Source organism: Roseofilum halophilum BLCC-M91, assembly GCF_030068445.1.
GTDB lineage: Bacteria > Cyanobacteriota > Cyanobacteriia > Cyanobacteriales > Desertifilaceae > Roseofilum > Roseofilum halophilum.
Window position 1 is genome coordinate 1 of the sequence record NZ_JAQPOK010000114.1, and the last position, 7,342, is coordinate 7,342.

Annotated in this window: 10 protein-coding genes; 5 read left to right on the plus strand and 5 right to left on the minus strand. The window is 47.1% G+C overall.

The features are described from left to right. A partial coding sequence (locus tag PJF56_RS22210) for a PEP-utilizing enzyme (protein ID WP_347179556.1) occupies nucleotides 1-174 on the plus strand: 174 nt, incomplete at its 5' end. A 207-nt stretch (nucleotides 175-381) separates the two neighbouring features. Here the strand turns inward: PJF56_RS22210 and PJF56_RS15340 are convergent. Further along, nucleotides 382-837, minus strand: coding sequence for an NUDIX domain-containing protein (locus PJF56_RS15340; RefSeq protein WP_283763563.1), 456 nt, complete (start codon nucleotides 835-837; stop codon nucleotides 382-384). A 263-nt stretch (nucleotides 838-1,100) separates the two neighbouring features. On the opposite strand from PJF56_RS15340, the gene PJF56_RS15345 reads away from it, so the two are divergent. Then, nucleotides 1,101-1,286, plus strand: coding sequence for a hypothetical protein (locus PJF56_RS15345; protein ID WP_283763564.1), 186 nt, complete (start codon nucleotides 1,101-1,103; stop codon nucleotides 1,284-1,286). 180 nt (nucleotides 1,287-1,466) lie between these two features. Here PJF56_RS15345 and argH read toward each other — a convergent pair whose 3' ends face one another. The 3 genes from argH to PJF56_RS15360 are packed head-to-tail and all read right to left on the minus strand — an operon-like array spanning nucleotide 1,467 to nucleotide 4,566. Beyond that, entirely contained in the window at nucleotides 1,467-2,858 is a 1,392-nt protein-coding gene (gene argH / locus PJF56_RS15350) for an argininosuccinate lyase (RefSeq protein WP_283763565.1), read from the minus strand. 26 nt (nucleotides 2,859-2,884) lie between these two features. After that, nucleotides 2,885-3,085: a hypothetical protein gene (locus PJF56_RS15355; protein ID WP_283763566.1), complete on the minus strand. Its 201-nt coding sequence runs from the start codon at nucleotides 3,083-3,085 to the stop codon at nucleotides 2,885-2,887. A gap of 26 nt (nucleotides 3,086-3,111) precedes the next feature. Beyond that, on the minus strand, nucleotides 3,112-4,566 hold the full coding sequence (locus PJF56_RS15360; protein WP_347179555.1) for a GAF domain-containing SpoIIE family protein phosphatase: 1,455 nt from the start codon (nucleotides 4,564-4,566) through the stop codon (nucleotides 3,112-3,114). A 327-nt stretch (nucleotides 4,567-4,893) separates the two neighbouring features. On the opposite strand from PJF56_RS15360, the gene PJF56_RS15365 reads away from it, so the two are divergent. The 3 genes from PJF56_RS15365 (at nucleotide 4,894) to PJF56_RS15375 (ending at nucleotide 6,348) form a co-directional block, all read left to right on the plus strand. After that, entirely contained in the window at nucleotides 4,894-5,193 is a 300-nt protein-coding gene (locus PJF56_RS15365) for a hypothetical protein (RefSeq protein WP_283763568.1), read from the plus strand. Between the two features lie 74 nt (nucleotides 5,194-5,267). Continuing rightward, entirely contained in the window at nucleotides 5,268-5,828 is a 561-nt protein-coding gene (locus PJF56_RS15370) for a DUF4334 domain-containing protein (protein WP_283763569.1), read from the plus strand. A 43-nt stretch (nucleotides 5,829-5,871) separates the two neighbouring features. Next, nucleotides 5,872-6,348 (plus strand): CRR6 family NdhI maturation factor, encoded by a 477-nt coding sequence (locus PJF56_RS15375; protein WP_283763570.1) that lies wholly within the window; start codon nucleotides 5,872-5,874, stop codon nucleotides 6,346-6,348. A 10-nt stretch (nucleotides 6,349-6,358) separates the two neighbouring features. Here PJF56_RS15375 and PJF56_RS15380 read toward each other — a convergent pair whose 3' ends face one another. Beyond that, nucleotides 6,359-7,195 (minus strand): peptidoglycan-binding domain-containing protein, encoded by an 837-nt coding sequence (locus tag PJF56_RS15380; RefSeq protein WP_283763571.1) that lies wholly within the window; start codon nucleotides 7,193-7,195, stop codon nucleotides 6,359-6,361. Between the last annotated feature and the right edge of the window lie 147 nt (nucleotides 7,196-7,342).

The following is a 7,342-nucleotide window of genomic DNA, read 5'->3' on the forward strand; positions in this document are numbered from 1 at the left end:
CGGGGGAGTTTGCTCTCCCATTCTGCCATTGTTGCCAGAGAAATGGGCATTCCCGCCATTGTTTCCATTCCCGGAGTTACCCGTTCCTTAAAAGATGGAGATTGGGTAAAAATGGATGGCAGCACGGGAACAGTTGAGCGAGTAATATCAAATCCGCTTGAATACCATAATTAAAAATGTAGGGAGCAAGATGCTCCCACTCCAGTAATATCAAATAATTTAGGGAGTGCGGGCATCTTGCCCGCTAGTGCGGGCATCTTGCCCGCTAGTGCGGGCATCTTGCCCGCTAGTTTAATTCACGTTAATTAAGGAGCTAGGGAGCGAGAATTAAGGAGCTAGGGAGCGAGACGCTCCCACTCCTTAACCGGATTTGAGATGACACTAAGCAAGAGTCGTTTTTCCCTGGAGATAATCCTCAATTTGCTGGCGATGATCGTGGGAAAGGTTACCATGGGGTAAATTCGACCACTCATAAGGTTGAGCAGCTTGAATTTCCAGGGTATCTTGGATCGCGATCGCTCCTTCCACTTGAGCTTCCACCACAATACAAACCGAATGCACCCTCGGATCGCGATCGGGTGCAGAATACACCCCCACTAACCGGCCAATTTTCACCACCGTTAACCCCGTTTCTTCCGCCACTTCCCGCACCACCGTTTGCTTAATCGTTTCTCCCCAATCCACTAATCCTCCCGGCAACCCCCAGGAGTCATCATCCTTGCGCTGAACTAACACCACACGCCCATCGGCAAGAATGGGCACAATACTCGTTCCCACCAACGGATGGCGGAAAATCAGCCCAAGAACAGTTTGAAAAATTTGCCACAGACGGCCCATAACGAAGTCAAATAAAGAGAGAAAACAAGATTTGTAGCGCTACTGACTGGTCATGGGTCATGGGTCAGAAGTATGCTCAACATATCTTATCATCATGTGCCACTCCAGCAACCAATTGTCCTAAGCTGGACATTTTTTCAGCTTGAATCAAGCGAAAAGCGCTATCATTACTCATGACACTCATGACTGCAAGCTTGCTGATTCAGTCCCAAAAGCGTTATAATATCTCTTCTGTGCCATAAGTGATTTTCAATGAGGTGAACATGGCGAAACGCCGTAATCCTAAAAAAGAAAAGGCCCAAAGAAACCTAGCATACGCTCGTAAGTTTCGTAAACGGACTCATCGAGGTTATACCAGCAGACGTTCTCCGATGGAGAGCCTCCAAAATGAGAAAGAGGAGAAAGAGAAGGAGGAGAATGAGGCTGACACCAACTCTGATGGGAGTTGAACGACAGTGACGTTTTGATTCACTTTCGCCCACAATAGCTAACATATGTTAGAAGAAGCCTCAAGGGGAATAAGAAACTCCCCCTTAAAAAGGGGGGTTTTCCGCAAGCGGACATGAAAGGGGGATCAAAATATCCCACATAACATTAATTAGTCCAAGTTTAATTTAACACAAGCCGCCTTAAGGATCGGAGTTTAAGCGAGACCGAGCCATGTCTAGGGCTTGCTTAACCTGTTCAAATCCTGTCCCTCCATAACTATTGCGGGCGGCTACGACTTGACGGGGGGCGATCGCCTCATAAATATCCTCTTCAAAGGCTTCATGCAAGGCTTTCCACTCTTCTAAGCTCAGGTCTTTGAGCAGTTTTCCCGCCGCTAAACTGGTTTTCACCACTTTCCCCACTAAATTATAGGCTTCTCGGAAGGGAACCCCCTTGGCCGCCAGATAATCGGCAACATCGGTAGCATTGGAGAAGTCAGACTCGACGGCTTCTTGCAAACGTGCGGGACGGAATTCTAAGCCTTCTGCCATTAAAACGGTCATCGCTTCTAGGCACGCTTGCACAGTTTTGACGCTATCAAAGAGGGCTTCTTTATCGTCTTGCAAGTCCTTGTTATAGGCGAGGGGCAACCCTTTCATGAGTACCAGCAAGCCTTGCAAATGACCGAAGACGCGCCCGGTTTTACCCCGCACCAGTTCGGGAACATCGGGGTTTTTCTTTTGGGGCATGATGCTCGAACCGGTGGCACAGCTATCTTTGAGGGTGACAAAGCGGAACTCTTCGGAAGACCACAGGATCACCTCTTCGGCTAACCGGGATAGATGCACCATAATTAAGCTGGCGCTACAGGCAAATTCAATGGCAAAATCGCGATCGCTCACCCCATCTAAACTATTGTTATACACGCGCTCAAATCCCAACAGTTTAGCGCTATAGTGGCGATCGATCGGAAACGTAGTTCCCGCCAGAGCGCCCGAACCCAGGGGAGAAATATTCACCCGTTTCGCCACATCCGTCAACCGCTCCCAGTCCCGTTGAGCCATTTCCACATAGGCCAACAAATGATGGGCTAAACTCAAAGGTTGGGCCCGTTGCAGATGGGTATAACCGGGGATCAGGGTTTCAATATTTTGCTCGGCCAACTCAATCAAAACTTGCTGAAATTCCCGCAATTGCGTTTTAATTTTACCGATCTGATCCCGTAAATAGAGCCGCGTATCCGTTCCCACTTGGTCATTGCGGCTGCGAGCTGTGTGTAGTTTCTTTCCTACATCTCCAGTGATTTCCGTCAACCGTCGTTCAACAGCAAAATGCACATCTTCCGCATCAACCGTGGGTTGAAACTCTCCCCGTTGATACTCCTGCAAAACCTGTTGCAACCCTTCCACCAATTGCTCCCCTTCCGAGGCAGAAATAATCCCCGTGTGGGCCAACATTTGGGTGTGGGCAATGGAACCCGCGATATCATACTCAATCAGCTCAATATCAAACCCGATACTGGCATTAAAACGGGCGATCGCCGGATGCAAAGCACTCTCAAAGCGATCGCTCCAGGTTTTCTTCTCAGTCATAGTCGTGTTTCCTCAGTTAACGAACCTTAACCACCATAGGTAGTAATTTGGCGAATGATATAGCCTAAAATAATCCCTAAGACAAACGCCCAAACCTGGCCACTTTCCACGAAATTCGCAAAAGCAGTCTTCACATTAGCCACCAGATCGGCATCAGTTTGTTGAGCTAAAACCACGCTAAAGAAGCCACCCATTCCATAGAGGCTAAACTTAGAAAATAAAGTCATAACTCACCTTTGTAATTAAGAGTTGATTAATCCACATGAGGGTCAACTTGCATCACCACCAGGGTCATATCATCTCGATGGTCATTCCCCGGCCCCATAAATTCATTCACCCGGTCGAACAGGTAATCTAAAATCCTTTGGGGGTTTGGGTAATGCTGGCACGCGAATTGAAAGGCTTCAATCAAGTTATCTTCATCAAAGCGATCGCCCTGACGATTGGATGCATCTGTAAACCCATCTGTATAGTAAATAATAATGTCCCCTGGATACAGTTGAGATTGTCCATCTTCATACTCTGAGTCCAGATCCAAACCAATCAGCATTCCCATCGTATCCAACCGTTGGATCGATTGATTCGAGGCTTGCCAAAGAAAAGGCGGATTATGGGCCGCATTACTATAGGATAACCTCTGGGTTGAGGGGTCATACTCCGAATAAAACAGCGTCACAAAGCGATTCGCCTGTTCTAAATCCTGGTACATAGCATGATTAAGATGTTTCAGGATGCGCGAAGGAGAATGGCCATTCAGCACTTCCGCCCGCAGCATTCCCCGCAACATCGTCATAATCAAACCAGCCGGAACCCCCTTTCCCATCACATCCCCCACCGTAATACACCAACGTCCAGAAGACTCTTGCACCTGAGCCTCAGCACCAGAGTGCTTTAACCATTCTGGGGGATGAATCGAAATAAAATCATAGTAATCCCCTCCCACTCGGTTAGCCGTTTGACAGCGAGCCGCCAGTTGAATCCCTTCAATCTGGGGATAAGTATTAGGTAACAGTTGATTTTGAATTTCCGCCCCAATTTCTAACTCCCGATCGAGCCGTTCTTTTTTGCGTAGCTCCACAGACAATTCATCATTTTCAATCGCCACCGCCGTTTGATCGGCAATTAACCGCAGCAGTTTCTCGCGAGTTTCTGTCCAGGTATACTCTGGGTTGCGACTAAAGACATACAATCTAGCCCGTTCCGTTTTTCGCACAATCACGGCTGTACCAAACAATTGGGTATGGCAACCGAGATAATGATTCACTTCGCGATCGAGTAACACCGTCATCTCCTCTATACTCGGCTCTCCAGCATTGGGGAGATTCAGTTGACGGTTAACCGTTTCTAGGGCTTGGCGAATATCTTTACATTGATAGGAGTCATGACAGTGCATTTGTTCGAGTTTCAGTTTGCCATTGGCTTGAAATAAAACTAGAGCGCCCCCATCTGCATCGGTAACCCGTCCTGCCATTAAGGGAATTAATTCTAGAAATTGATTGAGGTTGTTAAAACTCCGAAGGGCAAACCCCAAGGACATTAAGAGATCTTGAATTTTATGTTGCTCTCGCCGCAGACGCGCCACTAATTCCTTGAGAGCGTGGACTGGACTTTGATCCTCGCTCACAGCTTGTGGGCTGCTGGTGGGCAATTGGGGAGTTGAATTACCGGGGGGTTGGGGGGAAGGTTGGGGAATTGACACAGCGCTCATTAGGCTCAGGTAGCAAGGGGTTAGACAAAGGAGGAATAAGGAGGAATACAGTTTATATCAAGAGTTGGGTCGGGATCTTCGGATGCTTAGGATACTCTAATCGGGTCAATTCTGGCCGATCCTCGTTCATCTTAATCTATGAATGCCGATTCAGATCGTCTGGGGAAGTGGGAACCTCTTGATTGAGTTCATAGTAGTAGACAGAAAAGTGGGTAATTTGTCAAGAGGGAATGGGGAATTCTCCATCCTCCCCATCTCCCCATTCCCCCATCCCCCATCAAGAGGTAGAATGATATTCAAGATATAGTGATGTGGAGCAAATGACTGATGTATTCTGAAGAGACAGACGCAACAGAAATCACATTTTTCTACGATACAGGAGAGTCAGAGTCTTTTAGTTTACCCATAACTCCAGAGGAGTTTCAAAAACAGATCAATTTACTCTTAGAGCGGCCCTGGTTAACCTTTCATTTGTTCGATCGCACCATTTGGATTTGTATGGCTAGGGTGGTGAAAGTAGAGGTCAAACCAGAGTTACCTGGCATTGTGGGAGTGGGTGTATTTAAGGATGTCGAGGAGATGACCACGATTCAACGGGGGGCTAGGGGCCGATTACCGGGTTATTAATTCGGGTGGGAATTGACTGGAATTGATCCGAACATAAGGCTTTAACTTCGTTGCATCCATAAGGAGTCCATCCCGTGACGGTGAATCAGAACCGAGATATCTTAAAACGCAGCCCATCTATCCTGGAAAAAGGGCAAACCACTCTAGAGACGGCCCTAGAATTATTTGATGCTCTAGAACCGGTCACCTTAGAGTTTATGTGGGGTCGTTGGCGAGGTTCGGGATTACACACCGATCACCCTATGGATGGCTTATTAGAAGCTTCCAATTGGTACGGAAAAGAATTTATTAATGCCGAAACGGTACACCCGTTACTATTTTTAGATGCTCAGGGCAAATTGATTAAAGTGGCTCCCTATGCTAGGGCAATGGAGTGGGTTAGCAAAATTCCGAAGACGAATTTAGGAATGATCCAGCCTTTATTTAATTTGACGAGTTCTCTGCTGAAAACGGAAAGAAGTCAGGCGCGATTACGGATGATGGAATATCGAAATAAGGTCAGCGCCACGATGATCTATGATTATTTGCCGATTAATGATTCGTTTAGAAAAGTGGACGATCGGACGGTTTTAGGGGTAATGGATTTTAAGAGTCTACCGCAACCCTTCTTTTTTATTCTCAAACGGTCGTCCTAGAAATAATTTTAAACTGTTGAAAACCATCGGGAACAGAATAACTATGTCTATTGAGATTCAATTGGGTGCTAAAGCCATTCAAACCTTGGATATTTCGGCAGCTCAGGAGGCGATCGCCCCCCTATTGGCTGAAGGAGGGCTATCTTCTTACGAGCAACAATTGAAATTTAAGATTGACTATCCCCGTGAAGACACCGATCCCAGGGAACTCTCGGAAATTCCTGAAATTCGCCTCTGGTTTATCCGTTTAGATACGGTTTATCCTTGGCTCCCCTTCCTATTGGACTGGAAAGGGGGAGAATTGGCTCGTTATACGGCCATGCTCATTCCCCATCAATTCCATCGTACTGAGGGTATTCAATTTAACCCCGAAGCCTTAGAAATTTATGTCATGAATAAAACTTTTGTTCTGATGAACTGGATGCAAGAGCAGGGAATGGAGCCGCGATCGCGCCTCAAAGCCATGACCCAGATGTTAGGTTACGAGTTAGATGATGGTTTCTTTGACCTGATTAGTTAATTGTTAATTGTCACTGTTCCATATACCCTTGATAAATCCCGCCCCAGTTATCCGGATTTTGGGGATTAAAGCCGAAGGGACACCAGCGATCGCTCCAATCATCCCAATTCAAGCGGCGATCGCCCTGGGAATAGCTCCAGAGAATCTGTTCCCTGATCCGTTTATGTTGGCGATCGTCAGGATTCTGGGGAGATTCGCACAGCCACTGAGCCAGAGCTTGAAACTCAGCAAACAATCGTTGTTGTTCGGCATTAAAACGGGGTTCCCATAACGCTTGAGACGTTTGTGGCCCCACAATACCATCCACCTTAAGCTGCTTAAACTCTTGAAAGCGGATCACAGATTGACGAGTGTCGGGGCCAAAAATACCATCAACCTTGAGCGTTCCCCCCGGTTGGGGAGGAACCCCCCAATTATTGAGTTGAATCTGAAGCTTGCGGACGCGATCGCCTTGACTGCCCACTTTCAAAACAGAAGAGAGTTCCTGAGTATAACACCCCAAACCCCGATCTAATAGGGCTTGGGTCTGGGGGCCAACCCTACCATCGATCGCAATCCCTTGCGCCGCTTGTAAAGCTTTAACCGATGCCGTTGTAATCGGGCCATAATAGCCCGTGCTGCGGGTACTCCAGGGAAAACAACCCACAGCTTTCAGCCGATCTTGGAGTTCCACAACCGCAGGGCCATAATCCCCCAACTGCCAGACATAATTACCTAGGGTAGGAGACATTTCACTCAAAAACGAGACCACTAAGGCGATCGCCAACAGTCCCTGAAGATTAGCAATTTGCTCCCCGTTCAAATCATCCCAAACCAGAGCGTAATGGAGGTAGGCTAAACTATCCATAGACACTATAGTTAACCAAAATATAGTCAGATATAAACAAGACATGGATTCCATTTCAGAAATCCCCTTCATTTTGGCTTCGAGAGATTAATTCTCCTTGGGTGAACTACGCACCTCTCTATCCCATAGCCTCTAAAGGCATTTGGG